This is a genomic window from Paenibacillus sp. URB8-2, from assembly GCF_013393385.1.
In the GTDB taxonomy this organism is placed as follows: Bacteria; Bacillota; Bacilli; order Paenibacillales; family Paenibacillaceae; genus Paenibacillus_AQ.
The window spans coordinates 5,174,955-5,199,755 of sequence record NZ_AP023239.1 but is presented as its reverse complement, the minus strand read 5'-3'; the positions used below and the strand labels follow the sequence as shown (position 1 = coordinate 5,199,755).

Annotated in this window: 24 protein-coding genes; all 24 read left to right on the top strand. The window is 51.7% G+C overall.

What is annotated here, in order from left to right; genetic code table 11:
• The first annotated feature begins 7 nt into the window (after nucleotides 1–7).
• On the top strand, nucleotides 8–508 hold the full coding sequence (locus PUR_RS24065; RefSeq protein WP_179037391.1) for a flagellar protein FlgN: 501 nt from the start codon (nucleotides 8–10) through the stop codon (nucleotides 506–508).
• An 88-nt stretch (nucleotides 509–596) separates the two neighbouring features.
• On the top strand, nucleotides 597–2,201 hold the full coding sequence (flgK, locus tag PUR_RS24060; RefSeq protein ID WP_179037390.1) for a flagellar hook-associated protein FlgK: 1,605 nt from the start codon (nucleotides 597–599) through the stop codon (nucleotides 2,199–2,201).
• Between the two features lie 17 nt (nucleotides 2,202–2,218).
• The gene (gene flgL, locus PUR_RS24055) at nucleotides 2,219–3,139 is read left to right on the top strand and encodes a flagellar hook-associated protein FlgL (protein ID WP_179037389.1); all 921 of its coding nucleotides are present in this window, start codon (nucleotides 2,219–2,221) and stop codon (nucleotides 3,137–3,139) included.
• Nucleotides 3,140–3,156: 17 nt separating this feature from the next.
• The gene (locus tag PUR_RS24050; RefSeq protein WP_179037388.1) at nucleotides 3,157–3,720 is read left to right on the top strand and encodes a DUF6470 family protein; all 564 of its coding nucleotides are present in this window, start codon (nucleotides 3,157–3,159) and stop codon (nucleotides 3,718–3,720) included.
• Nucleotides 3,721–3,802: 82 nt separating this feature from the next.
• The gene (fliW, locus tag PUR_RS24045) at nucleotides 3,803–4,249 is read left to right on the top strand and encodes a flagellar assembly protein FliW (protein ID WP_179037387.1); all 447 of its coding nucleotides are present in this window, start codon (nucleotides 3,803–3,805) and stop codon (nucleotides 4,247–4,249) included.
• Nucleotides 4,243–4,473: a carbon storage regulator CsrA gene (gene csrA, locus PUR_RS24040; protein ID WP_179037386.1), complete on the top strand. Its 231-nt coding sequence runs from the start codon at nucleotides 4,243–4,245 to the stop codon at nucleotides 4,471–4,473. Before fliW ends, csrA begins: the two co-directional genes overlap by 7 nt.
• A gap of 142 nt (nucleotides 4,474–4,615) precedes the next feature.
• A complete protein-coding gene (locus tag PUR_RS24035; protein WP_179037385.1) occupies nucleotides 4,616–6,127 on the top strand; it encodes a flagellin N-terminal helical domain-containing protein in 1,512 nt (503 codons plus the stop codon).
• A gap of 207 nt (nucleotides 6,128–6,334) precedes the next feature.
• Nucleotides 6,335–6,895 carry an acyltransferase gene (locus PUR_RS24030; RefSeq protein ID WP_232101625.1) on the top strand — a complete coding sequence of 187 codons (561 nt, stop codon included), beginning with the start codon at nucleotides 6,335–6,337 and terminating at the stop codon, nucleotides 6,893–6,895.
• A gap of 108 nt (nucleotides 6,896–7,003) precedes the next feature.
• Entirely contained in the window at nucleotides 7,004–7,393 is a 390-nt protein-coding gene (locus PUR_RS24025) for a flagellar protein FlaG (protein ID WP_179037383.1), read from the top strand.
• Between the two features lie 15 nt (nucleotides 7,394–7,408).
• Nucleotides 7,409–8,914, top strand: a complete 1,506-nt coding sequence (fliD, locus tag PUR_RS24020) for a flagellar filament capping protein FliD (protein WP_179037382.1) — start codon at nucleotides 7,409–7,411, stop codon at nucleotides 8,912–8,914.
• Between the two features lie 27 nt (nucleotides 8,915–8,941).
• Nucleotides 8,942–9,331 (top strand): flagellar export chaperone FliS, encoded by a 390-nt coding sequence (gene fliS / locus PUR_RS24015; protein ID WP_179038056.1) that lies wholly within the window; start codon nucleotides 8,942–8,944, stop codon nucleotides 9,329–9,331.
• On the top strand, nucleotides 9,324–9,665 hold the full coding sequence (locus PUR_RS24010; protein ID WP_179037381.1) for a flagellar protein FliT: 342 nt from the start codon (nucleotides 9,324–9,326) through the stop codon (nucleotides 9,663–9,665). The genes fliS and PUR_RS24010 overlap by 8 nt, the downstream gene beginning before the upstream one ends.
• Before the next feature lie 221 nt (nucleotides 9,666–9,886).
• Nucleotides 9,887–10,084 (top strand): cold shock domain-containing protein, encoded by a 198-nt coding sequence (locus PUR_RS24005; RefSeq protein WP_025336789.1) that lies wholly within the window; start codon nucleotides 9,887–9,889, stop codon nucleotides 10,082–10,084.
• Between the two features lie 242 nt (nucleotides 10,085–10,326).
• Nucleotides 10,327–11,736: an S-layer homology domain-containing protein gene (locus PUR_RS24000; RefSeq protein ID WP_179037380.1), complete on the top strand. Its 1,410-nt coding sequence runs from the start codon at nucleotides 10,327–10,329 to the stop codon at nucleotides 11,734–11,736.
• 170 nt (nucleotides 11,737–11,906) lie between these two features.
• Nucleotides 11,907–12,458 carry a ribosome hibernation-promoting factor, HPF/YfiA family gene (gene hpf / locus PUR_RS23995; protein ID WP_124696648.1) on the top strand — a complete coding sequence of 184 codons (552 nt, stop codon included), beginning with the start codon at nucleotides 11,907–11,909 and terminating at the stop codon, nucleotides 12,456–12,458.
• Nucleotides 12,459–12,751: 293 nt separating this feature from the next.
• Nucleotides 12,752–15,259, top strand: a complete 2,508-nt coding sequence (gene secA, locus PUR_RS23990; protein WP_179037379.1) for a preprotein translocase subunit SecA — start codon at nucleotides 12,752–12,754, stop codon at nucleotides 15,257–15,259.
• A gap of 135 nt (nucleotides 15,260–15,394) precedes the next feature.
• A protein-coding gene (gene prfB, locus PUR_RS23985) for a peptide chain release factor 2 (protein WP_179037378.1) occupies nucleotides 15,395–16,508 on the top strand; the annotation gives its coding sequence in 2 pieces (ribosomal slippage) (nucleotides 15,395–15,466 and nucleotides 15,468–16,508; 1,113 coding nt in all).
• A 3-nt stretch (nucleotides 16,509–16,511) separates the two neighbouring features.
• Nucleotides 16,512–17,396 (top strand): YitT family protein, encoded by an 885-nt coding sequence (locus tag PUR_RS23980; protein ID WP_179037377.1) that lies wholly within the window; start codon nucleotides 16,512–16,514, stop codon nucleotides 17,394–17,396.
• 330 nt (nucleotides 17,397–17,726) lie between these two features.
• The gene (gene argC, locus PUR_RS23975; protein ID WP_232101909.1) at nucleotides 17,727–18,776 is read left to right on the top strand and encodes an N-acetyl-gamma-glutamyl-phosphate reductase; all 1,050 of its coding nucleotides are present in this window, start codon (nucleotides 17,727–17,729) and stop codon (nucleotides 18,774–18,776) included.
• A 20-nt stretch (nucleotides 18,777–18,796) separates the two neighbouring features.
• On the top strand, nucleotides 18,797–20,023 hold the full coding sequence (argJ, locus tag PUR_RS23970; RefSeq protein ID WP_179037375.1) for a bifunctional glutamate N-acetyltransferase/amino-acid acetyltransferase ArgJ: 1,227 nt from the start codon (nucleotides 18,797–18,799) through the stop codon (nucleotides 20,021–20,023).
• Nucleotides 20,024–20,106: 83 nt separating this feature from the next.
• The gene (gene argB, locus PUR_RS23965; protein ID WP_179037374.1) at nucleotides 20,107–20,937 is read left to right on the top strand and encodes an acetylglutamate kinase; all 831 of its coding nucleotides are present in this window, start codon (nucleotides 20,107–20,109) and stop codon (nucleotides 20,935–20,937) included.
• Nucleotides 20,938–21,072: 135 nt separating this feature from the next.
• A complete protein-coding gene (locus tag PUR_RS23960) occupies nucleotides 21,073–22,356 on the top strand; it encodes an aspartate aminotransferase family protein (protein ID WP_179037373.1) in 1,284 nt (427 codons plus the stop codon).
• Between the two features lie 68 nt (nucleotides 22,357–22,424).
• Nucleotides 22,425–23,387, top strand: a complete 963-nt coding sequence (gene argF, locus PUR_RS23955; RefSeq protein ID WP_179037372.1) for an ornithine carbamoyltransferase — start codon at nucleotides 22,425–22,427, stop codon at nucleotides 23,385–23,387.
• Between the two features lie 64 nt (nucleotides 23,388–23,451).
• A complete protein-coding gene (locus PUR_RS23950; RefSeq protein WP_179037371.1) occupies nucleotides 23,452–24,687 on the top strand; it encodes an argininosuccinate synthase in 1,236 nt (411 codons plus the stop codon).
• Nucleotides 24,688–24,801 lie beyond the last annotated feature (114 nt).

Below are 24,801 nucleotides of genomic sequence, written 5' to 3'. Positions count from 1 at the left end.
TCCATCCATGTCATTAACAACATTGATTGAACTGCTGGAGCGGCTGGACGAGAATCATTTACAGATGCTCGATCTGGCCGCTGCGAAGAAACAGGCTATTATGGACAACAACATTGAGAGTCTGGTTGATATCCTGAGCCGGGAGTCCAAACTGACGAAGATTAGCGCTCAGCTTGAGGAGCAGCGTGAACAGAGCGTGTTCGCTTTTTTACAGGGAGTCGGCATTCGTTCTCAATTAAATTTGAATTTGACCGAACTGTCCCGGCTTGTATTTGATCCTGAAGACAAAGCGCGGCTGCTGCATATCCAAGGTCAGTTGGCGGACACATTAGCCCGTCTGAAAAAAGCCAATGAACTGAACCAGAGACTGATTGAGCAGTCGCTTGCATTTATAGATTATTCCCTTGATTTGCTGGTCGGAAGACCAAATCAGGAAATTACGTACCAGCCTCCGTCTGGCAGAGCCAGCTCTCCGAGCCGACCGGGTCTTTTTGATGCCAAAGGTTAGCATTGGTTAGCAGTTCCGCCTTATAGACAGATAAAGACTTCATCGCAAGCTTGCTTTGGATTAACCAAAAGGCATAGGGGGAACAGAAGTGACATCAACCTTCCACTCAATTGAAACCGCCCGGCGAAGCCTTGTCACGCAGACGGCGGCGCTCAACACAACGGGACACAATATCGCCAACGCCAACACCGAAGGCTACACACGCCAGACTGTCAAAATGGCTGCTTCCAGACCGATTGAAGCTTACGGTTTCAGCAACTCCACTTCTCCGGGGCAGCTTGGCACAGGCGTAGAATTCGGCTCTATCGAGCGAATCCGCGAGACTTTTCTCGACGATCAGTTCCGCGGGGAGAATTCCTCGCTCGGCAGTTGGACCATCCAGTCCGATACGCTGGACAAGCTGGAGTCGATTTTTAATGAGCCTTCGGAGACGGGAATCAGCACCGTATTGGATAACTTCTGGAAATCATGGTCCGACCTCAGCAAAAACCCGGAAGACAGCACCGCGCGCAAAATCGTTGTTCAGACCTCCCAGTCGATGGCGGACGCGCTCAACTATATGAGCAGACAGCTGGACAATCTGGACAGCGACCTGGCGACCAATATCGGCGTTAAAGCTACCGAAATCAATGGTTATCTTTCTTCGATTGCTGACCTTAACGAGTCGATATTCCGGATAGAGAGCATGGGCGACAAGGCGAACGATCTTCGCGACCAGCGTGATTTGATGGCGGACAAGCTGTCCAAAATCATCAATATCAGCGTGACGCAAACCGACAGCGGCTATAATATTTCACTTGGCGGCCAGCAGCTTGTTCAGGGTTTCGCGGCTTCGAGCGTAACTTCAGATTCATTGACTACCGCATACGGAGATGGGACTACCGGCGATTTGAAATCCGGCGAAGTTTACGGAATGATCGACTCCAGCAGGAGGTATGTGGCCGACTATAAAAGCCAACTGAACAATATGGCGAATACAATCGCTACTGGAGCGGTGGAGGTCACGCTGCCCAAGGGCTCCATTTTGCCTGCGGGAACGATCCTGACCAATGATGCTTCGATTATTCGGGCGGATGGTACGGCAGCGACTTTGACCGCCGGCGACGCCATGCCGCAGGGAGCAACGCTGAACCAAGACGTCAAAACGACGGTTAACGGGCTTAACGGGCTGCACCAACTTGGGTATACGATGGACGGCACCCTGGATCCGGGTAAACCGCTGTTCACCATAAGCGGTGATGGCGGTACGATTACCGCAGGCAATATCACCTTTAACCCTGAAATTGCAGCCAATACCGATCTGCTGGCAACTTCCCTGCGTACGACCGGCACGGGGGCATCGGAGGCTGTTGTCAAAGGCAATAATACGCTGGCGCTGTTGATTGCCAACCAGCAATCCGGCACATTTACAGCACCGACCGGAATTAAGGGCACTCCAGGCACTTTTTATAAAACTATGGTTGGACAGCTTGGTGTACAATCGCAAGAAGCGACACGTCAGACGGAGAACTCCAACTATCTGGTGCAGCAGGTGGATGCCCGCCGCCAATCCGTGAGCGGAGTGTCTCTAGACGAAGAAATGTCCAATATGCTCGTGTTCCAGCATGCCTATAGCGCTGCCGCGCGTTTTATGACGACCTATGACGAAATGCTTGATAAACTCATTAATGCCACCGGCACCGTCGGCAGATAAGGAAGGAGGGGTCTGATATGCTTAGAGTAACTTCCAATATGATGAACGCTCAGCTGCTGCTCAATCTTAACCGCAATGCGCGTAACATGAACGATACCCAGATTCAACTGGCTACCGGCCGAAAGCTCAATAAGCCATCCGACGATCCCGTCGGAATCACCTACTCCCTTCGTTACCGTTCAGAGCTGTCAGCGAACTCGCAGTATCAGGAGAACGTGGACGATGCGATCTCATGGCTGGAGTTTAATGATACGGTGCTTACACAGACCGGGGATGTCATTCAGCGGCTGCGGGAACTATCAGTTCAAGGGGCAAGCGGAACCAACTCGCAGGAGGCGCTTAACAGCATTAATGCCGAAGTGAAGCAGCTGAAGGAGCAGCTGATTGATATCGCAAACAGCCAGTTTAAGGGCAAGTATATCTTTAACGGCCAGCAGTATGATGTGCAGCCGTATCAATTCCCAACCGGAGCCGATGGTACACTGGATACGTCTACCGCTTCCTCGATTGTAACGGATGAAGGTTTGTTAAATTACACGGTAGGAGACAGTGTTCAACTTCCCATTAACATCACCGGAAATGAAGTGTTCGGCGGACAGGATAGCGATAATATTTTTGCGGTGATCGATAATATCTCCGCCGCGCTGACAGTGGGTAATACAGCGGAAGTATCTAAACAATTAGGCAACATCGACTCGAGAACCAATAAGCTGCTGGCTGTACAGGCAGAGGTTGGGGCCAAATCAAACCGGATTGAGCTGATGAAGAACCGGCTCAGCGATTTGGAGGTCAATTTGACGGATCTTCAAGCCAAAACCGAGGACGGAGACTATGCTGAGCTGCTGACGCAATCCAAGATTCAGGAAAACATCTATAATGCCTCCCTGTCGGTCGGGGCTAAGATTATTCAAAATTCTCTGGTGGATTTCATTAGATAAACAGGAGGTGTTCATCCATGAAGGTGATGGTGCAAATCTCTCAGACACCGGCGCTGATCGGGATGGAGACAACACCAGGAAATCTGACCATCAGCCAGCCTCCCGCAGATTTGCAGATTACGACAACCCCGGGAGAATGGAATATCCACCAGCCGGCACCAGAGGTGACGATTGACCAATCCCGGGCTCGCGCGGCATATACGGGCGGAACATACCGCGAGATGAGCCAGCGTATTTATTCGGGCGTTGAACAGCTTTGGCTGCAGGGAATCGCGAAGAGAATGGAGCAGGGCGAACGAATGGCCAATTTTCACAAGCCCGGGAACTCGATCGGCGAAGTTTATGGGGAGGACTGGCAGCCAGTATCTTACCCGGAAGTGCGCGGCCCCGCCTCCTATGATAATGTAGATATTGATATTAAGGCGGTTCCGGTGCAGATTGAGTACCGCAGAGCCGAAGTTCGTATCCAGGTGGAGCAAAATAAACCCCAATTTCATTACACGCCGTCCAGCGTGGAGATTTACTTGCGGCAGAAGCCATCTTTGACCTTTACGCCGCAGGTGCTTGACGCGCAGGTCTAGGATTATAAGCTATAGATGGATTGTTAATGGCCATCTATAGCTTTTTTCATACGTTATTTTACGCAGAGGAGTGCTGAGTGCAATGATTATAGAAACAACAGCTTTAGGTCCGCTAGATATACAGGATGAAGAGATCTACCATTTTCCGAAAGGAATTCCCGGTTTTGAGCAGGAGACGGAATTTGCGATGATTGATCTGCAGGAAGGACCATTTTCGTATCTGCAATCTCTTAAGACGGAGAGTCTTTCTTTTTTGCTGACCGATCCCTTTGTTTTTTATCCTCATTATGAGTTCGACCTGCCTGATACGGAAGCGGAGGAGTTGGAAATATCGAATTCGGTTGTGGTGTGTGCCATTGTAACGATCAGAGACACGCCGGAAGAATCTACGCTGAATCTGCTAGCCCCCGTCGTGCTTAATCCGGTGAAGCGGCTCGGCAAACAGGTTGTGCTTCACCGTTCTCCTTATTTAACCAAGCAGCTTTTGTGGACGGAAGGACAAACCAAGGAGGGCGAGCCATCATGCTAGTTCTTGCGCGCAAAAAGGGAGAATCGATAGTCATTCAGGACAATATTGAGATTACGATCCTCGGCGTGGAAGGAGAAACCGTTAAAATCGGCATCTCCGCTCCGAGGCATGTAGATATTTTTCGGCAGGAGGTCTATTTGTCTATTAAAGAGAGCAACAAGGAATCCGCAGCTCCGGCGCCAAGCAGCCTGAACGCCCTCATTGACCGCCTCAAGTCAAAATAAATTTGAAAAACAGAAAAATGCTATAAAGATTGCTTGCAAGCGGACGATATATATAGTAGGCACTGATTGGAGGGGCGGCCGACCTTAACAGCAGTGTTACCACAAGGATGTGGATCAACTTATTTCAGGGAGGAAATATCAAATGATTATCAACCACAATATTGCATCGCTGAACACGCAACGTCAGCTGAACACCAACACTGTCAACCAAAGCAAGAACATTGAGAAGCTGTCTTCCGGTCTTCGCATCAACCGTGCGGGCGATGACGCTGCAGGTCTTGCAATTTCCGAAAAAATGCGCGGCCAAATCCGTGGTCTGGACCAAGCTTCCCGTAACGGTCAAGATGCTATCTCGATGATCCAAACGGCTGAGGGTGCATTGAACGAAACTCATTCCATCCTTCAACGGGTGCGTGAACTGGCAGTTCAATCAGGCACAGATACGAATACTTCGGATGATCGTAAGAAGATCCAAGCTGAAGTTGACCAACTCGCAACTGAATTGACTCGTATTTCCAATACTACTGAGTTCAACAGCCAAAAGCTGCTTAACGGCGGAATCCAAAACGGAAACCTGGGCGAAGTGAAGTTCCAAATCGGTGCAAATGCCGATCAAAACCTTTCTTTGTCGATCTCCTCGATGGATGCGAAGTCTCTGGGCGTTGCTCGCGACAAAGCTACGGCAACTGTGACTGGCGCTACCGATGTGAAGAGCGCTGATCTGGACGTTAACCTGGGTACTGCTGTAACTAGCGGCACAGCCATTACTCTGTCGGCTAACGCAACAGCTGCTACGGCAACTACAGGTGCTATCGGCGGTATCACATTGACTACTACTGGACAGACTTCCGAGCTGAATGGTGTAACCATCAATTACAGCGACGGCGGCGACTTATCTGCTGTATCGGTTGCTTATGATGCGGCTAACAAGACATTCACGATTTCTGGCGACTTTGACGATACGGATACTCTCGGCTCTTTTACAACCGGTGCACAGACAGCAGCAGCTCTGAATGCAGCTTTGACTGCTAATGGTTACACTGCCCAAGTAGGCGGCGCTGGTGCTGGTACAGCTGCTACTGGAGGGACTACAGGTACGCTTGCGGGTGGTTTGGCTTCCAACGAAGTGAAGTTGACTTTGACTGCGGGCGCAACTAACGAAAGCATTATCGTTAAGAATGACGCAACTACGGCTTCATTCACAGACCCAACCAAGTTTAAAGGTGTAAACCTTACTCTGGATGGTTCGATTAGCGCATCGACGGCTGCTACAGTCACTGTCGGAACTACTTCCGCAACTTCCGCATCCTTTGCAAACGGAGCAAAAACCGCTGACGCAGTTACAGCTGCAGGTATCAACGTCTCCACTCAAACGGATGCAAATTCGGCAATCACAGTAATTGACAAAGCCATCACAACCGTTTCTGCGGAAAGATCTAAATTAGGTGCTTACCAAAACCGCTTAGAACACACAATCAACAACCTCAACACTTCCTCCGAAAACCTGACTGCTGCTGAATCCCGTATTCGTGACGTAGACATGGCGAAGGAAATGAGCGAACAAACCAAGAACTCCATCCTGGCTCAAGCCGCTCAAGCAATGTTGGCTCAAGCGAACCAACAGCCGCAAGGCGTTCTGCAATTGCTTCGTTAATCTTATCAATCAGAAAGGAGACTCTAGACCTTCTAGGGTCTCCTTTTTATTTGCATTTGATTAATGGATATACCAAAGTTGGGAGATTGAAGGTACTTTTTGAAGGGGTGGTATATGAATACAGAGGAAATAAGAAAGCACTTCCATTTTGGGTGAAATATACAGATTGGCAAGAACGTGGTTTTACGAACACGGAGCGCATCTCTATTGGGGATCATGTCCAACTTGGCGATCATTCCTATCTGTGTACATAGATCGTTTAATAAAAACACAGAAGTCAATCTGCATATTGAGTCCAATGTCTTTATAAATAGAAACGTTATTATTGAATCCTTTAATAAAACAGAGATAGGGAAATATGTCATTTTTGGTCCTCAGTTGTACTTATCCGATAACAATCATGAATACAGGTCGCCTTATTTGCCGATAGCCTTACAAAATATAATGGATAATAATACCCTGAAGGTAAGAGACGGTGCATGGATTGGAGCAGGTTCCAGAGTTGTAAGTAATCTTAATATAGGATTCGGGTCTGTCATAGGGGCCAACAGCGTGATTACAAAAGATGTTTCGGATCATGTGGTTATTGCGGGTAACCCGGCGCAAATTATTAAAGTGTGTGACTATCGTACTCAATCTTGGATATATGTAAAAGATAATCCGGCATTATTGAAAGATATAATCGATAACAGAGGCGAATTTGAAGGTTATAATTATGAACTTATTGAATCGACACTGAATAAACTCGGATGGAACATTTCTATTTAATTGGAAATCTTTTTTTGAATCAAGGAGATTTATTGTAATCTATATATTAATTCTTTATGGGATTATCCGATAAATACAGTATAAATAAAACCACGGAGGGTACTGATTATGGATGTCCGCTTATCAAATGCAGGAGGTTACAAAACTTCAATACCGGATTACCGGATCAAGCCGAATTCCAAGTCTTCGGAAGCGGACAACTACAGTATTGAAAATGTTTATACAACCGGTGAATTGAAGAAATTGGAGATCCAAGGCGTCACCGTTTCAAAGGGGCAAGAACAGACCGTAAAAGCACTCGAAAAAGTGCTGAAGGCATTGGAAGGGCCTGAGACAACGTTCGAGGTTAGTGTACACAAAGAAACCAAAGCTATCATGGTAAAAGTCCTCAATAAAGACACGGGCGAATTAATTAGAGAGATTCCTCCGGAGAAGACATTGGACCTCGTTGCCAATATGATGGAATTCGCAGGGATTATTGTAGACGAGAAAGTATAGAACAGGGGTGATACGATGGCGACTCTTCGAATTAGCGGTTTGGCTTCGGGTATAGATGTTGATAGTATCGTTAAACAGATGATGACAGCCAAAAGAGCACCGCTAGATAAATTGACTCAACAGAAGCAGATCATGGAGTGGCAAAGAGACAACTACAGGGAGATCAACAGCAAGCTTGTTGATTTTAAAACCAATAAACTTACTACCTACGATAAATCGAGCGCTTTGAATACGCAATCGGCTGTTGTTACAGGCGACACAGATGCGCTTAAAGCCGAAGCCACTGCCGATGCCAATGGCATTACCATGAATATCAAAGTAACTCAGATTGCTAAAGCGGCGACTGCTGTTACCTCCGGCGCAACGATGTCGGCGGTCAATCAGGCGAGACTAACCAGCAGCTCTACGCTGGCTGATCTGCAGAAGCTTAACTCTGGCGCTTCAGCCACAGGCGGTGTATTTAAATTAACGGTGAATGGCAAATCCATTGATCTGCCTCAAAATATGTCTATCGCCGATGCGGTTACCAAAATCAGTCAGACAGATGGTGCTAACGTCACAGCGAAGTTTGATGAAGTGACCGGTAAACTTTCAATCTCATCCAAAATCTATTCAGCAAGCGGGACAGTGACTCTTAACCCCGCGGATTCCTTTTTGAAATTATTCGGTGCAGGTGCGCTTGTACAAACGGCATACCAACCATCGAAGATAGAAGTGAATAATGGGTCGGATGCTGTTTGGACCTCTTTGGAATTCGCCAGCAACAGCTTCAAGCTGAACGGGGTATCCTTTACTTTACTGGATAAAACAACAACTTCCGCTAAAGTAACTACCACGAACGATCCGGCAAAGGCGCTGGAATCCATTAAGAACTTTGTATCCGACTATAATACTTTGCTAAATACATTGAACACAAAGGTTAATGAGGATCGATATACCGATTATTCGCCTTTAACCGATGAACAGAAGAAAGAGATGTCGGAAACCCAGATTGAGGCTTGGGAGAATAAATCCAAGAGCGGGCTCTTGAAAAATGATGACATTCTAAAGTCTACCCTTGCCACGATTCGTTCTGCTCTGACCGACAAACTGGGACAGCTAAGCTCTATAGGGATTACGACGGGACAATATTATGAGAACGGTAAACTGTATGTTGATGAAGAGAAGCTCAAAAAAGCCCTTTCAGATAATCCTCAACAGGTTACCACGGTATTTCAGGGACCTTCCGGCAGTCCGACTACCGGACTGTTCGACAAACTTTCAACCGAAATGACAAATGCAGTTGAGAAATTATCGATCAAAGCCGGTACATCGAAGTTCTCATCCGATGTTACAGCGGCTTTCAAAACTGATAGCGTAATGGGAAAAGAGTTGGCCGACTATACCACACGAATTAAAGACCTTCAAGCCCGTATGAACGATTACGAGGACAATATTTACAAAAGATTCACAGCCATGGAAACCGCAATTAGTAAGTATAACAGTCAATCTTCCAGCCTAACAAGCTACTTAAATTCATAAGCCAGACGGAAAAGAAAGGTGAACGTTATGATCACATCTCCTTACGATAAATACCGGCAGTCGTCCGTACAGACCTCTAGTCCCTCACAGCTGCTGCTTATGTTGTTTGACGGAGCGATCCGGTTTGGCAAGACCGCTTTGGAGGGCATGGACGCCGCCGACTATGAGAAAGTCAATATTAACCTGGGAAAAGTACAGTCTATTGTCACTGAACTCATGGCGACTCTGGATCGATCTTATGAGGTATCCAATGGACTTTATTCATTATACGAATATTCCAACTATCTATTGATTCAGGCTAACATCAAGAAGGCTAAGGAGCCGGTAGAAGAAGCTCTCGGCTACCTGTCCGAGCTTCGCCAGGCCTTCGCCCAAGCGGCCAAGATGACGGCGGGCCAGGAAATCCAGAATGGATAGCATAATAACAGAGCTGAACTTGCTTACTCAAAATGTTCTTTCTCGTCTGCCGGATGCCTCTTACGAGGAACTCGCTGCTTTTGTCGAGAACCGTCAGAATCTTGTCGATGATATCGGAAAACAGATTGTCGAAAACCATCAGTCTTTGGCCGAGTCCCAAAAACTCGCCATCCTCAGCATTCTGGAACATGACGGCGCGATCCTTGCCCGTATGAATGCACACCGTCTGGAGGCCCGTGACGGACTACAGCGCCGCAATCTGGCCAAGGCTCAGCGAAGCGCTTACGAAGCCGGCTATACTCCGGACAGCATTTTAATGGACCGAAAAAAATAATTTCGCATACATGTTTCAAACCGAGGGACAGTGGGGTAATACTACTCATCTGTTCCTCTTTTGATTGTATGATCGCGTATTGTTTTCTACAAACATTGGTATGGGAAATAATTGAAGGTAATCATTTTCTTTTCCAATTGACAACAGAGAACTCGCGGTGGTATAGTCAGAATTGTGAGCAAGACTCACGTTCATTTGATGATGAAGGGAATGTTCAAGCAATGGAAGGAAAAGTTAAATGGTTTAACGCAGAAAAAGGTTACGGTTTCATCGAGACTGCAGAAGGCGGCGACGTATTCGTTCACTTCTCCGCGATCCAAACCGAAGGTTTCAAGACACTGGAAGAAGGACAGTCGGTTGAGTTTGACATCGTGGAAGGCGCACGCGGACCACAAGCAGCTAACGTAATCAAATTATAATCATCCGGCATAGCCGACCTACATATACGGTAGATGGTTAGCAAATTGAGACGACGCTAGCGAGAGACCCTGGGGTATCCTGGGGTCTTTTTTTATTTTTTTGAGAAGAATACATCTTTTGTAAATTTCAAGCAGGAATTCGGTAAAATGTCCTGGAATAGGGAGAGTGGGTAATTGTTGAGCTTATTCTGTCTTTATTTAATGACTATTCCCACTACAAAGATAGGAGAGTGAATAATAGTATGAAAAAGTTTTGGCGCGGTCTTCTGACCGGGGTCCTCGGAATCGGAATGGTGTTCGGCTCGCTTGGAGCCGCATCCGCTGCATCCACGCCTAAGGACATTCAAGGGCACTGGGCGCAGAGCAAAGTGCAGGACTGGCTGGACAAAGGATATTTGACGGGGTATCCGGACGGTACCTTTAAGCCGAACAAAGCGATTACACGGGCGGAATTTGTAGCTGTGGTCAATCGTCTGTTCAGCTTTAAGGACACAGCAACGGTTACTTTTACGGACGTCAAGACCACGAACTGGGCTTACAGCGAGGTAGCGAAGGCGGTTAAAGCCGGATATATCAACGGCTATTCAAACAACACCTTCCACCCCAACAGTCCGATTACACGCCAGGAAGCGGCGGTCATTGCGGCGAAGGTACTGCACCTTAGCACCGATGCAACGTCAACGACATTCAAGGATGCTGCACAAATCTCAGCCTGGGCCCGTGGCTCGGTTGCGGCTGTGGCCAACCTGAAGATTATTACAGGTTATCCGAACGGTACGTTCGGACCGAAGAAACCGCTGACCCGCGCGGAAGCGGTGATCATCGTTGGCAACTCGTCCGCCCATAATACCGGCGGCGCGAGTGCGACACCAGCGACGCCGACGCCGTCGGCTACCCCTGCTCCGACACCGTCCACTGGCGGGGGCGGCGGAGGAGGCGGCACGGTCTCGTATCCAACAGTAAGCGGAGCGACTTACGGCCATGTAGGCTCGGTAACGGCAGACGTCTATTTCACGTCCAACGTTACCGGCTCGGTATACTATGTGGTCGCAGCCGGCTCGGCAGCGCTGCCAACCGTTAATGAGATTTACCTCGGTTCGGCGGGAAGCGGCGTATCGGTGGTGAATAAAGGATTGAAGTTTACAACCGCCGGCAGTACCGTTTCCTTCTCCGTATATGGACTAACGGCCGGTACGAATTATTCCGCATTTATTATCCTGGTTGATAATTACGGCAACCGGTCGGTGAGCGTAGCGAGAGTGGACTTCAAGACAACGGCAAGCACGGTAACGGGAATCACTTACGCCGCGTCAGGAACATCGACTACCGTTACTTCAGTGGTATATGTAACTTACGGCTCTGCGGGTGATCTGGCCGGACAAATCCGCTATGTCGTGATCCCATCCGACCCGTCGATTGCGACGGGAGCCGCTGCTCCTACCGCCGAACAGGTGTGGAACGGGCAAAACGCCTCAGGAATTGCCGTCGGCAGCGGATGGAGCGGAGGCCTACCGGTCATTATACCTGGAACCCAAACTCCAATTACGATCACCGGCCTTGCCAGCGGCAAGGAATACAAGGTTTACCTTGTAGCAGGGGACGGCACCGGGGGATACTCGACGGTTGAAGTCGTCACCGTGCAGACGAAGTAACAAACAGCAGGATAGAAAGCTCAACAACTTATATCGGAGCAAGTTACCCGCGGACCTGAAGCCTTGGCGCTTCAGGTCTTTTTTTACATTTGAAAGCGTATTACACAATTTTAAACTTTTTACATGGCGCTTACGTTTTGGTATAATAAAGGTGCAAAGGAGGAGTGCCCATGCAATTCAGCATTCGAGGTCAACAAATTGAAGTGACCGACGCTTTGAGAGAGTATGTTGATAAGAAGCTCAGCAGACTTGAGAAGTATTTCGATGCGCCCCCTACTCAAGAAGGTTTCGTAACGCTCAGCGTTATACGGGGTCTTCATACGGTGGAAGTAACAATCCCGCTGGCCGGTGTCACGCTTCGCGCGGAAGTCCGCAGCGATGATATGTATGCTTCGATCGACGGGGTAGTGGACAAGCTTGAGCGCCAAATCCGCAAGCACAAAACCAAACTCAACCGGAAGTTCCGTCAGGAAGGAAGCCTGAAGACGCTTTTCGTGGAAGGCGGATCGAATGGTTCCGTCGCCTTGGAAGAACAGGATGAAGAATTGGAGGTTGTGCGCAACAAACGCTTCACATTGAAGCCGATGGACGTGGAGGAAGCGATCCTGCAAATGAATATGGTGGGACATAATTTCTTTGTATTTTCCAACATTGACACTTCCGAGGTAAGTGTCGTGTACAAACGAAATGACGGCAAATACGGATTGATTGAACAGGATTGACCAGATGTGATCGGTAAATGAGGGTGCCCCATTGCAAGGTCATCCTTGGATAAGCTGAAATGTCATCCAGATGAAGATAATTACCCGAGCCCTTATTCGCATGAAGCGGATAGGGCTCTTGTGCGTATATATATGAAGGTCCGCAAAGCAGGTAACTTCTGCTTGTATTGCGGCAACTCTTACAAACTGTTACAATTTATGAAGCAGCGGAATCGAATAGGTTAAGTGGCCCTTTCAATTTTGTGAGGATGGGCTGAGGTTCCACCATCTGTGTTGCATGAAAGGGGTTAACCATGCTAGGACTTGTTAAAAAAATATTCGGCGACACGAATGAACGCGATGTCAAACGTCTGTTGAAGACGGTCGAAGTCATTAACGGGCTGGAGCCTGAATTTGAGGCGTTGTCCGATGAAGCCTTGAGAGCCAAGACCGAGGAGTTCCGTGCCCGGATTGAAAAAGGTGAGACGGCTGATGAAATTCTTCCGGAGGCTTTCGCAACCGTACGCGAGGCTTCAAAGCGTACGCTGGGCATGCGGCACTTCGATGTGCAGCTCATCGGAGGAATGGCGCTGCATGAAGGCAGAATCGCCGAAATGAAGACCGGTGAAGGCAAGACGCTGGTCGGAACACTGCCGGTTTACTTGAACGCTCTGCTTGAAAAAGGTGTGCATGTCGTTACGGTCAATGATTATCTGGCCCAGCGCGACAGCGCCCAAATGGCACAAATTTATAATTTTTTGGGCATGACGGTTGGGGTTAACCTGAGCGGCATGGACCATGCCGATAAACAGAATGCTTATGCCTGCGATATTACGTATGGCACGAATAACGAATTCGGTTTTGACTATTTGCGCGACAACATGGTGCTCTACAAAGAGCAAATGGTGCAGCGTCCGCTCTTTTTCTGCATCATTGACGAAGTGGACTCCATTCTGATCGATGAAGCTCGGACGCCGCTCATTATTTCCGGACAAGCTGAGAAGTCGACGGAGCTGTACTATGCAGCCGACCGTTTCGTGAAAAGATTGCAGCCTGAAGAGCATTACACTGTGGATATCAAGGTGAAGTCTGTCGCGCTGACCGAAAAAGGTGTGGCGATTGCCGAGAAAGCTTTCGGCATCGAGAACCTGTACGACCACAGCCACGTCACGCTCAACCACCATATTGTTCAAGCCCTGAAGGCAAACGTCATTATGCGCCGCGACGTCGATTATGTGGTGACGGAGGATGAAGTTGTCATCGTCGATGAATTTACGGGACGTCTGATGTCGGGACGCCGTTACAGCGACGGCCTGCACCAGGCGATTGAAGCGAAGGAAGAAATTCAGGTGCAGAACGAGAGCATGACGCTCGCCACCATTACGTTCCAGAACTACTTCCGCATGTACCGCAAGCTGGCCGGTATGACCGGTACGGCAAAGACGGAAGAAGAGGAATTCAAGAAAATTTACGGACTGGAAGTTCTTCAGGTGCCGACGAACAAGCAGAACCAGCGCGAAGATATGCCTGATGTGGTCTACAAGAGCGAGAACGGCAAGTTTAACGCCGTTGTCGAGGAGATTGTGGAACGCCATAAGAAGAACCAACCGGTGCTGGTCGGTACGGTGTCGATTGAGAACTCAGAGCTTGTCTCGGAAATGCTGAAGCGCAAGGGGGTCAAGCATCAGGTGCTTAACGCCAAGCATCATGCGGCGGAAGCGGAAATCATCTCGCATGCGGGACAACCCGGGACGGTGACGATTGCGACCAATATGGCGGGCCGCGGCACCGACATCATTCTCGGCGAAGGCGTATCGGAAGTCGGGGGACTCCATATCATCGGTACCGAGCGCCATGAATCCCGGCGGATCGACAACCAGCTCCGTGGCCGGGCGGGCCGCCAGGGCGATCCGGGCTCGACGCAGTTCTACCTGTCGCTGGGCGACGAACTGATGAAGCGTTTCGGCGCGGACAATGTGCTGAACATGATGGAGCGCCTCGGGTTTGAAGAAGACCAGCCGATCGAGAGCCGGATGATTACCCGTGCGGTGGAATCGGCCCAGAAACGGGTGGAAGGCAATAACTTCGACATCCGCAAAGTGGTTCTCCAATATGACGATGTCATGAACCAGCAGCGCGAAATTATCTATAAGCAGCGCCGTGAAATTCTGGAATCGGAAAATATCAAGGATATCGTTGTCGAAATGATCCGTCCGGTCATCGAGCGGGTCGTAGAAGCGCACTGCAGCGACGACATTCCCGAGAACTGGGAGCTGCAAGAAGTCGCTGATTATGTAAACAGCAAGCTCCTTGACGAAGGCTCCCTCACCCGCGACGATTTGTGGGGCAAGGAAGCCGAGGAGATCGTGGAGTCCATCTTCGAGAAGGTGCTGGAGAAATACGCAGCCCGCGAAGAACGGCTCGGCTCCGAGCTGGTACGCGAATTCGAGAAGGTTATCGTGCTGCGCGCTGTCGACAGCAAATGGATGGACCACATTGATGCGATGGATCAGCTCCGCCAAGGGATTCATCTGCGCGCTTACGGCGGCACCGATCCGCTGCGCGAATATCAGTTCGAAGGCTTTGAGATGTTCAATGCCATGACGGCGACCATCCAGGAAGAAGTGGCGACCTACATCATGAAGGCCCATATTGAGACGAACCAGGAGCGTCAATCCGTTGTAGAAGAGAATAAAATCTCTACAAACGGCGAGCCTGCCGAGAAGCGTCCGGTAGCGGTCGGGGCAACGGTGGGACGCAATGATCCTTGTCCTTGCGGTAGCGGCAAGAAATTCAAGAACTGCCACGGACAAAACGCCTAATTTGGTTAAATCCGCCGACGAAGACGGTATGATGAATATGAGGAACGGCTGGGCCGGGGAGATTCCCGTAAGCGGCTCGGCCGTTTCTTCTTGATTAAACCCATTAAATCCTTTATGGAAAGGTGCAGTGAGTATATGATTGATCCAAGTGTAAAGCAAGACTTACGTGAAATCGGCAAGAAATTAACCAACCTTAGGGGGTCTCTTTGACTTAGACCTGAAGAAGGAGATGATCGCCAACTTCGAGGAGAAGATGGCCGCTCCGGATTTCTGGGATGACAATGAGAAGGCGCAGGGCCTTATTGCCGAGATGAACGCCGTTAAGTCCGGCGTAGACGAGTACCAAAAGCTGCAGCAGGAATATGACGATGCGCTGCTGATGGCCGAACTCGCGGATGAAGAAGGCGATGAAGAACTGGCTGCCGAGATCGGAACGAGTGTCCGCGCGCTGACGGGCAAGCTGGAAGAGTTTGAGCTTCAGCTTCTGCTCAATCAGCCTTACGACAAGCTGAACGCCATTCTGGAGCTTCATCCGGGCGCCGGCGGAACGGAATCCCAGGATTGGGGCCAGATGCTGCTTCGAATGTACACCCGCTGGGCGGAGAAGCGCGGCTTCAAGGTGGAGGTGTTGGACTATCTGCCGGGCGATGAGGCCGGAATCAAAAGCGTAACTTTGCTGATCAAAGGCTACAACGCATACGGTTACCTGAAGGCGGAAAAAGGCGTTCACCGTCTGGTCCGCATTTCCCCGTTCGACGCCTCGGGGCGACGGCATACATCCTTTGTATCCTGCGACGTGGTGCCGGAAATCAATGAAGACATCGATATCGAGATCCGCACCGAGGATCTGAAGATTGATACGTACCGGGCCACCGGCGCCGGCGGCCAGCATATTAACACCACCGATTCGGCGGTCCGGATCACCCACCAGCCGACTGGCATAGTCGTTACCTGCCAGAATGAACGTTCCCAGATCAAGAACCGGGAACGCGCGATGACGATGCTGCGTTCCAAGCTATATGAGCGCAAGCTCGAGGAACAGCAGCGGGAGCTGGATGAGATTCGCGGTGAGCAATCCGACATAGCCTGGGGCAGTCAGATCCGCTCTTATGTCTTCCACCCGTACAGCATGGTCAAAGACCATCGCACCTCAGTGGAGACCGGCAACGTCGGTGCCGTAATGGACGGCGATCTCGATGCCTTTATCGACGGATATTTACGCAGTCAGATCAAGACTGAGGCTGAGTAACCGATGGCAGCAACGAAAACACGGGGCAGGCCGCCGCTTATTCCGCTGAACGGACCGCTCCGTCATCTTGCGGATACGACGATGATCATGGTTGGATCGCTCATTACCGCGCTCGCTTTCAACTTGTTCATGCTGCCGAACCGGATCGCTTCCGGCGGTGTATCGGGCTTGTCCATCTTGGCGGAGTCGTGGTTTGGAGCTGAGCCGGCTTTTACCCAGTGGGCGCTTAATATCCCGCTCTTTATACTTGGTGTGTTGATCCTGGGCCGGAACTATGGGCTACGGTCGCTGCTGGGCAGCATTGTGCTGCCGCTGTTTATTTACTTGACCAAAGACGGTCCGGTGCCGACCGCTAATCCTCTGCTGGCCTCTATCTATGGTGGAATCGGTGTTGGCCTCGGCCTGGGCCTTGTGTTCCGCGGACGCGGATCGACGGGAGGCCTTACCATCCTGGCGCAGATTATCCAGAAGGTGACCGGTTTCAGCTTCTCCTTGTCCGTCGTCCTGCTGGACGGCACGGTGATTACGCTGGCCGCATTCGTGCTGGGGATGGAGCAGGCCATGTATGCCCTGATCGGTCTGTTCGTAACGGGCCGGGTCATTGACGCGCTGGAAGTGGGCTTCAGCTACACCAAGGTAGCCTATATTATTTCGGATCATACCGAGGCGATCTCCGAAGCGATTTTGCATGATCTGAACCGGGGCCTAACGAAGCTGGACGCTCACGGCGGGTATACCGGCGACAACCGTACGATTCTGATGGTGGCGGTCGGGCAGAATGAGACGGCCCGTCTTAAGGTGATTGTCCGCTCGGTGGACCCCGGAGCGTTTGTCATTATCAGCGACGCGCATGAGGTGCTGGGTGAAGGATTCAAGAGAGAAGCGTAGTTTTTCCTGTAACTATAGGAGAAGCGGCGCTTCTTTTTTCGAAATATAAGACTTTATAAGCTTCGCGCTTATCGTTTGGTCTTATATTTTTACGAGAAACGTACTTGCGTCTTAAAAGACGCCGTCAGGCGTTTCTTCTTAAAATAGGAAAGTGGAAAATGGACAGGGTATGGGGTGGGGATCGGCTATTCTTGGAGGATATAAATGTTACATAATCGGTTGTATTTATATTAATTAGGACGTATAATAATACATATTTCAAAGGACGGCGGATAAGTCGAATTATCCGGTATAATAGAGAGAAACGGCAGGAGGTAACCGGAAATGACGGTGGAAGGCAAGCTGAGGGCGGCAATTGTGGGATCGACGGGGTATGGAGGCGTGGAGCTGATAAGGCTGCTTCAGGTTCATCCGAAGGTGGAAATCACCTCGGTGATTTCCTCTTCAAGCGCAGGAGTGCCGATCGAAGAAGGATTTCCGCATTTAACCGGCGTGCTGCATCGAAATCTGGACGGCGTGGATGCGGCGGAAATGAAGGAAAGGGCGGATGTCGTGTTCACGGCTACGCCGGCTGGCGTAAGCGCCAAACTGGTTCCGCAGCTGCTGGAGGCGGGGCTTAAGGTCGTTGACCTGTCCGGCGATTTCCGGCTGAAAGACGGCGGCGAATACGAGCGCTGGTACAAGCATCCGGCTCCGCAGGCGAGTTATTTGGAGCAGGCGGTATACGGACTGTGCGAGGTGTTCGGGGAACGCGCGGCGGGCGCGGATTTTATCTCCAACCCGGGCTGCTATCCGACGGCGACGCTGCTAGGGCTGATTCCGGCGCTTAAGGCGGGATGGATCAAACCGGACAGTATCATCGTTGACGCCAAATCGGGCGTATCGGGCGCTGGACGCGGAGTAAATGTAGGCGTTCATTATGCGGAAGTAAATGAGAACTTTAAAGCCTACAAGATCAACAAGCATCAGCATATTCCCGAAGTCGAGCAGGCTCTGACTGAGATTGCCGGAGAAGCGGTGACGGTAACGTTCACCACACATCTCGTTCCGATGACTCGGGGGATTATGACCACGATGTATGCGGGTATGAACGGAGATTACAGCGAGCAGGATTTTGTCGATTTATATCGTAACTATTATGAGGGAAGATCTTTTGTCCGGGTGCGAAATGCCGGGATCTGGCCGGCGACGAAGGAAGTCAGCGGATCGAACTTTTGCGACATCGGATTTGCGACGGATGCCCGTACTGGCCGGGTCACGATTATTTCGGTTATCGACAATCTCGTGAAAGGCGCGGCGGGGCAGGCGATTCAAAATCTCAATTTAATGATGGGATGGGAGGAAACCCTTGGGCTCGGTTACACGCCTGTGTATCCGTAAAGCTTAGCGGGAAATAAGACATGAGCGAGAAGCTGTACACCGTCGTGGAAGGCGGAAGCATTACGACACCGAGAGGGTTTACATCCGGAGGCCTGCACTGCGGCTTGAAAAAAACCGACCGCAACGATCTCGCAGCCATACTGTGCGAGGTGCCGGCGACGGCAGCGGCGGTATATACAACGAACCTGTTCCAGGCGGCTCCTCTTAAGGTAACACGGGAGAGCCTCGGCAGCGGCGTTCTTCGGGCTGTAGTTGTCAACAGCGGCAATGCCAATGCCTGCACCGGAGAACAGGGCGAAGCCGATGCCTATGAAATGCGGGCGGTTGCCGCCCGGCATTTGGGCATAAGCGAGAATGATGTGGCCGTTGCCTCCACCGGCGTTATTGGCGAGCTGCTGAAGATGGACCGCGTGCGCGACGGCCTGGCCGCGCTTCCGGCGAAGCTTTCGGGCGATGCGGACGGGGCGGAGGAGTTCTGCCAGGCGATTTTGACGACCGATTTGGTGAAAAAAGAATGCTGCATGAAGGTCCGGATTGGGGATACGGAAGTCTTGATCGCGGGCGCGGCGAAAGGCTCTGGCATGATTCATCCGAATATGGCCACCATGCTCGGCTTTATGACGACGGATGCCGTTATTGGGCAGGAGGCGCTTCAGACGCTGCTGCGCAAAGCGACGGACACGACCTTCAATATGATTACCGTGGACGGCGATACCAGTACGAACGATATGCTCGTAGCGATGGCCAGCGGTCTGGCAGGCAACGAAGAGCTGAATAAGCTGCATCCGGATTGGGAAGCTTTTGAAGCAGCGTTCACGAATGTGTGCCGCCATCTTGCGATGGCGATTGCCAGAGACGGCGAAGGCGCAACTCATTTGGTTGAGGTACAGGTTAACGGCGCGGGCGACGAAGCGGCGGCGCGCGCGATTGCGAAGACGGTAGTAGGCTCCAGCCTGGTTAAATCCGCCATATTTGGCGCGGATGCCAACTGGGGACGGATTATTGCCGCAGTCGGCAGAGCGGGTGTTCCGGTATCGGTCGACAAGGTGGATATATCGCTTGGCACTATCGAGGTGCTGCGCCAGTCGAAGCCTGTGATCTTTGACGAAGCGGAGGCTTTGGCCTATTTGCAGGGGGATACCACACTTATTACCGTGAATTTGGCTGACGGCGAGGGCAGCGCCACCGCATGGGGCTGCGATTTGACTTATGACTATGTGCGGATCAACGCCGCATACCGGACTTAAAAAGCGGACGTTTCCGGCGTATCTGTATGACCTATACGATGAAGGCATAATACGGCCTTCTACAAGGAAGGATAACGAAACTCATGACGCAAAATGGTGCTAATAAAGATAATAGCGCGGGCAATGAGAGAATGTTTGTGATGAAGTGCGGCGGCAGTACGCTGACCGCGCTTCCGGACTCTTTTTTTGATGAGCTTCGGCATCTGCAGGAGGATGGTGTACAGCCGATAATCGTTCACGGCGGCGGACCGGCGATATCGGACAATTTGGCTCGTCTCGGCATCCAGAGCAGCTTCGTGAAGGGTCTGCGGGTAACGACCGAGGAAGTGCTTGATGTCGTGGAGATGACCCTGTCGGGCAGCATCAACAAAGCGATTGTAAGACGGATTCAGGGAAGCGGAGGGAAGGCGATCGGCCTATCCGGCGTGGATGGAAATCTCATCACCGCCGCTCCCGTTGCGAATAGCGACGAGGTAGGGCTCGTGGGCAATGTGACCAGGGTCAAAGCGGAAATTGTGGCGGGTATTCTGGCGCTCGGCTACATCCCTGTGATCGCGCCACTTGGCGTGGACGCTGCCGGACAGCGCTACAATATCAACGCCGATACGGCGGCCGGAGCGGTTGCTTCCTACATGCAGTCGCCGCAAATGATTGTGGTGACAGATGTGCCGGGAATTATGACGACTTTGGAAGATGGAAGCAAAAAAGTTCTGCCTTCGGTAACGGTTGCCGGGATCGACCAAATGATCGGCAGCGGCGAGATCTACGGAGGGATGATTCCGAAGGTTCGGGCTGCGGTGGATTGTATCCAGGGCAGCGTATCCGAGGTCGTGATCGTCGACGGCAAGGAGCCGGGAGTGCTGAGACGGGTGCTGTCCGGTGAAACTATCGGTACACGGATTGTGCGGGAGTAAGGGAATAACAGCTAATCAGGCAAACGGCGTAACATGGGATTGCACGGAATGCCGGGAGGTCTGCTGGGTGGAATCCAATAAAATCATGCCGGCCGTCGCTTAAGAGCGGCGTGGGCGGGGGGAGAGTGAATGGAAATGAGCAAGCTTACGCAGGCGGGAAATCATTCTTTGAAGGAAGTACAGGTCGCGGACGCGGGAGCGGAAATCAGCACGGCGGGTCAATCGGCGGCTTCCAGCAAGCTGGAACATGTTTTTCCTTCCTATGCGAGATTTGACATCAGTCTGGTCAAAGGCAAAGGAAGCTGGGTATGGGATGATAAAGGCAATAAATATCTCGATTTTACCTGCGGTCTGGCGGTGACCAGCCTCGGACACGCTCCGGAGAAGGTTGGCGAGAAATTGAAAGCCCAGATCGATACACTGTGGCATGTATCCAACCTGTTCCACATCCCTGGACAGGACAAGGTGGCCGAACTGCTGACTGCGAACAGCTGCGCAGATCAGGTGTTCTTCTGCAACAGCGGAGCGGAATCGAACGAAGCCGCGATTAAGCTGGCGCGCCGCTACCACCAGAAGGTGAAAGGTACGGGCCGTTACGAGGTCATTACATTCGAACAGTCTTTCCATGGACGCACGCTGGCGACGCTGACGGCAACGGGACAGCAGAAGGTAAAAGACGGCTTCCTGCCGCTGCCGCAGGGCTTTGTCACGGTGCCTCTCCATGATCTTCCTGCGCTCGAAGCGGCCATCGGGGAAAATACAGCTGCTATTATGCTGGAGATGGTGCTGGCGGAAGGCGGCGTGCTTGAGGTGCAGCCGGAGTTCCTGAACAGCGTCGTGGCGCTGTGCAAGCAGCACGGCCTGCTGCTGATCGTGGACGAAGTGCAGACCGGGATGGGCCGCACGGGCAAGCTCTTCGCGCATCAGCATTACGGCATTGAGCCGGATATTTTCACGGTTGCCAAGGGCATAGCGAGCGGCTTCCCGGCAGGAGTAATGCTTGCAAAGGGCTATCTGCGCGAGGTGTTCACTCCGGGCAGCCATGCCACGACGTTCGGCGGCACGCCGCTGGCGACGGCGGTTATGGCGGCTACCATCGAGACGATGCTGGAGGACAATCTTCCGCAGCGCGCGGCCGAGTCCGGCGAATTTTTGACCGGGCTGCTGAAAGAGAAGCTGGCCGATTGTCCATTCGTAGTGGACATCCGCGGCAAAGGCCTGCTGATCGGCATCGAGTGCCAGTCGCCCGTCAGTGAGATCGTACTGGCCGGACAGTCCAAGGGTCTGCTGTTCGTCACGGCGGGAACGCATGTCATCCGTCTGCTGCCGAACCTTTACGTAACCAAGGAAGAAATCCACCAGGCGGTGGACATCCTTTCGGAACTCATTCATACTTATGCTAACAATCACAAGGCTTAAGCGATAGAGCATACAAGCGTTTATATATTCGCGGGGTTTCCGCAACAATAAGAAGGAGGAACGGATTCATGGGTCAGGGCATCACGGACAATGCAAAGGGCATCGTGCTCAAAGGCCGGGATTTTCTGGAGCTGGACGACTACAGTCCGGAGGAAATCCAGTATCTGATCGATCTGGCTATCGAGCTGAAGCGCAAGCAGAAGAACGGTGAAGTGTATCAGCCACTGCTGGGCAAGACGATCGGTCTTATTTTTGAAAAATCATCCACACGCACGCGCGTATCCTTCGAGGTGGGCATGTTTCAGCTTGGCGGACATGCTTTGTTCCTGAGCAAGAACGACATCCAGCTTGGACGCGGCGAGACGGTGGGTGATACGGCGCAGGTTATGTCGCGTTATTTGGACGGCATCATGATCCGCACGTTCGGGCATGACAAGGTCGAAGAACTGGCGCGCCATGCTTCGGTACCCGTCATTAACGGTCTGAGCGATCTGGCGCATCCGTGCCAGGTGCTGGCCGATCTTCAAACGGTTTATGAGCAAAAAGGCCGGCTGAAAGGCCTGAAACTTGCCTATATCGGCGACGGCAACAATATGGCGCATTCCCTGCTGCTGGGCGGGGCCAAGCTTGGCGTGCATGTGTCGGTTGCTGGACCGGAAGGCTACGAGCCGGATGCTGCCGTTGTGGCCAAGGCGCGGCAAATTGCCGAAGAGACCGGCTCCGAGATCGTCATTACGCGCAGTCCGGAAGAAGCGGTAAAAGATGCCGACGTCATCTACACGGATGTATGGGCCAGCATGGGCTTTGAGGAAGAGCAGCTGGCGCGGGAAGCGGCATTTAAAGATTATCAGGTGAACGAGGAGCTCGTCAAAGGCGCGAAGAGCGACTTCATGTTCCTGCACTGCCTGCCGGCCCATCGTGGCGAGGAAGTGACCGCCGAAGTGATCGACGGACCGAACTCATTCATTTTCGACGAGGCTGAGAACCGGCTGCATGCGCAAAAAGCGCTGATGGCCGCCCTCATGGGCTGATCCCTCCTAGCCTGGAGATGAAGTGCAGCGAGAAATCCCTTAAGCAGAAAGGAAGACATGTGTAATGGCAAAAGAAAAAATCGTGCTCGCCTATTCCGGCGGCCTGGATACCTCGGTCATTCTGAAATGGCTGAAAGAAACATACGATGCGGAAATTATCGCTTTTACGGCCGATATCGGCCAGAAGGAAGAATTGGATGGCCTGGAGGAAAAAGCGCTCGCTACCGGCGCGTCGAAAGTATATATCGACGACCTGCGCGAGGAATTCGCCAAGGATTTCATCTACCCGATGTTCCAGGCGGGGGCGCTGTATGAAGGGCAGTACCTGCTCGGCACCAGCATCGCCCGCCCGCTGATCGCCAAACGCATGGTCGACATCGCCATCGCGGAAGGCGCGACAGCGATTGCGCATGGCGCGACCGGCAAGGGCAACGACCAGGTTCGCTTCGAGCTTGGAGCGGCTGGTCTGGCTCCGAACATCAAGGTTATCGCGCCTTGGCGGCTGGAAGAGTTCCGTAACCAATTCCCGGGCCGCGCGGAAATGATCGCTTACGCGGAAGCGAACGGCATCCCTGTTCAGGCATCGGCTGCGAAGCCGTATTCCATGGACCGCAATCTGCTGCATATCAGCTATGAGAGCGGCGTCCTGGAAGATCCGTGGTTCGACGCCAGCGCGCCGGAGAACAAGGAAATGTTCCTGCTGACGAACGCGCCCGAGGACGCTCCGGACGAGGCGGAATATATTGAACTGGAATTCCTGAAGGGCGACTGTATTGCCCTTAACGGCGAACCGCTTGCGCCTCTCCAGGTTATGGAGAAGCTGAATGAGCTTGGCGGCAAGCACGGCATCGGCCGTGTGGATATGGTTGAGAACCGTTTTGTCGGCATGAAGAGCCGTGGTGTTTATGAAACGCCGGGCGGAACGATCCTGTTCACCGCTCACCGCAAAATGGAGTCCATCACGATGGACCGTGAAGTGATGAACGTCCGCGACAGCCTGATTACCCGTTACAGCACGCTTGTGTACAACGGCTTCTGGTTCGCTCCGGAACGCAAGGCGATTCAGGCGCTTGTAGCCGAGAGCCAGCAGAACGTAACCGGAACCGTACGCCTCAAGCTGTATAAAGGCAACATTATCGGCGCCGGCGTCAAGAGTCCGGTCAGCCTGTACAATCCGAATATCGCGACGATGGAGGCCGACCCGACACAGGCCTACGATCAAGGCGACGCTACCGGCTTCATCCGCCTGAACGCGCTGCGCCTGAAGGTTTCGACCGGAGTAGCTGAATCGGCGAAATAAGCTGCAGGCCTGTCGATGTAAACCGGCAGGTCTGAAGTGTACGAAGTACCAGGATAAACCTTAGTTCGTGCGGCGTATAGGTTTGAGAAGGAAAGCGTCGAATTCGTAGGGTCG

Coding starts and splice junctions, on each gene's coding strand:
- PUR_RS24065 (WP_179037391.1), top strand. CDS start 8: ATGTCATTAACAACATTGATTGAACTGCTGGAGCGGCTGGACGAGAAT.
- fliS (WP_179038056.1), top strand. CDS start 8,942: ATGATCACATCTCCTTACGATAAATACCGGCAGTCGTCCGTACAGACC.
- secA (WP_179037379.1), top strand. CDS start 12,752: ATGCTAGGACTTGTTAAAAAAATATTCGGCGACACGAATGAACGCGAT.
- PUR_RS24010 (WP_179037381.1), top strand. CDS start 9,324: ATGGATAGCATAATAACAGAGCTGAACTTGCTTACTCAAAATGTTCTT.
- PUR_RS23950 (WP_179037371.1), top strand. CDS start 23,452: ATGGCAAAAGAAAAAATCGTGCTCGCCTATTCCGGCGGCCTGGATACC.
- argB (WP_179037374.1), top strand. CDS start 20,107: ATGACGCAAAATGGTGCTAATAAAGATAATAGCGCGGGCAATGAGAGA.
- fliD (WP_179037382.1), top strand. CDS start 7,409: ATGGCGACTCTTCGAATTAGCGGTTTGGCTTCGGGTATAGATGTTGAT.
- PUR_RS24025 (WP_179037383.1), top strand. CDS start 7,004: ATGGATGTCCGCTTATCAAATGCAGGAGGTTACAAAACTTCAATACCG.
- hpf (WP_124696648.1), top strand. CDS start 11,907: ATGCAATTCAGCATTCGAGGTCAACAAATTGAAGTGACCGACGCTTTG.
- argF (WP_179037372.1), top strand. CDS start 22,425: ATGGGTCAGGGCATCACGGACAATGCAAAGGGCATCGTGCTCAAAGGC.
- PUR_RS24000 (WP_179037380.1), top strand. CDS start 10,327: ATGAAAAAGTTTTGGCGCGGTCTTCTGACCGGGGTCCTCGGAATCGGA.
- PUR_RS24050 (WP_179037388.1), top strand. CDS start 3,157: ATGAAGGTGATGGTGCAAATCTCTCAGACACCGGCGCTGATCGGGATG.
- PUR_RS24035 (WP_179037385.1), top strand. CDS start 4,616: ATGATTATCAACCACAATATTGCATCGCTGAACACGCAACGTCAGCTG.
- flgL (WP_179037389.1), top strand. CDS start 2,219: ATGCTTAGAGTAACTTCCAATATGATGAACGCTCAGCTGCTGCTCAAT.
- argJ (WP_179037375.1), top strand. CDS start 18,797: ATGAGCGAGAAGCTGTACACCGTCGTGGAAGGCGGAAGCATTACGACA.
- PUR_RS23980 (WP_179037377.1), top strand. CDS start 16,512: ATGGCAGCAACGAAAACACGGGGCAGGCCGCCGCTTATTCCGCTGAAC.
- csrA (WP_179037386.1), top strand. CDS start 4,243: ATGCTAGTTCTTGCGCGCAAAAAGGGAGAATCGATAGTCATTCAGGAC.
- PUR_RS23960 (WP_179037373.1), top strand. CDS start 21,073: ATGAGCAAGCTTACGCAGGCGGGAAATCATTCTTTGAAGGAAGTACAG.
- PUR_RS24005 (WP_025336789.1), top strand. CDS start 9,887: ATGGAAGGAAAAGTTAAATGGTTTAACGCAGAAAAAGGTTACGGTTTC.
- fliW (WP_179037387.1), top strand. CDS start 3,803: ATGATTATAGAAACAACAGCTTTAGGTCCGCTAGATATACAGGATGAA.